This window comes from Salinimicrobium oceani (genome assembly GCF_012037645.1).
Genome location: NZ_JAAVJR010000081.1, coordinates 1 through 836, shown reverse-complemented (window position 1 = coordinate 836; position 836 = coordinate 1). Strand labels below are relative to the sequence as shown.

Sequence of the window (836 nt, the reverse complement as noted above, 5' to 3'; positions counted from 1 at the left end):
ATCTAAAAAACCAGAAAAATGGACTTAAAGAGAAATGCAAAAGATGCAGGTGAAAAAGTAGCTAAACTTTGGGCGGCTAAGAAAGGGATCCAGTGGACAGGTAGTCTTCTTAAATGGGGTGCCATCGCCGGAGCCGGATATTACGCTTACACGCTCGTAAGAGATAATAAAGACCAGATCAAAGCAAAATTGTCTTAATATTTACAACTGTTGATAGTTGTTAAGGCTGTCAGGAAGAGTTTTTGAAAAGGGGAATATTTCCTTTTTAAAAGATCCTTCCGGCAGCTTTTTTTTGTTTTTTTTGAAACGTTTTTACGAGCGACACCCCTGGGGAGCGAAGCTATCCGCTCATGGGGTTGGAGGATGTCAGCAACGTCATTGCGAGCGACACGCAGGGGAGCGAAGCAATCTGCTTATGAGGTTGGAAGATTTTCAAAGTAGTCATACCCAGGAAGGAATTTGCTTCAGTCGCTAAAAAGGCTCCTTCGCAAAGACGTAATCAGATTTTTTTATTACTACTGCCCACTGATCAGTGAACACTGAACACTGAACACTAACTTTACGCTAACTGCTTCTCAATCCTGTTTAGCAATTCATCCACATCAAAGGGTTTGGCTATAAAATCATCTGCGCCTTCCATACGGCTAATGTCTGCATGAGCCGACATTAGGACCACAGGAATATTACTGGTACTGGAATTATTCTTAAGATCTTTACAAAGCTCAAGACCGTTTCCGTCCGGGAGCATAATGTCCAGCAAGAACAAGTCCGGCGTTTCTCCCGAAATGCTGTTCTTGAATGACCTCGCAGTGGGAAAGGTCTTTACAATATACTGC

The 836-nt window shown here is 42.7% G+C and carries 2 protein-coding genes; one reads left to right on the top strand and one right to left on the bottom strand.

Annotated features, from left to right (window positions below; translation table 11 throughout):
- The first annotated feature begins 18 nt into the window (after positions 1–18).
- A complete protein-coding gene (locus HC175_RS15510) occupies positions 19–198 on the top strand; it encodes a hypothetical protein (protein ID WP_168024601.1) in 180 nt (59 codons plus the stop codon).
- Positions 199–559: 361 nt separating this feature from the next.
- Here the strand turns inward: HC175_RS15510 and HC175_RS15505 are convergent.
- Positions 560–836, bottom strand: a 277-nt coding sequence (locus tag HC175_RS15505) for a response regulator transcription factor (protein WP_168139356.1), incomplete at its 5' end; no start/stop codon positions are given.

Excerpts from the sequence above, each read along its gene's own strand:
- HC175_RS15510 (WP_168024601.1), top strand. The coding sequence starts at position 19 with ATGGACTTAAAGAGAAATGCAAAAGATGCAGGTGAAAAAGTAGCTAAA.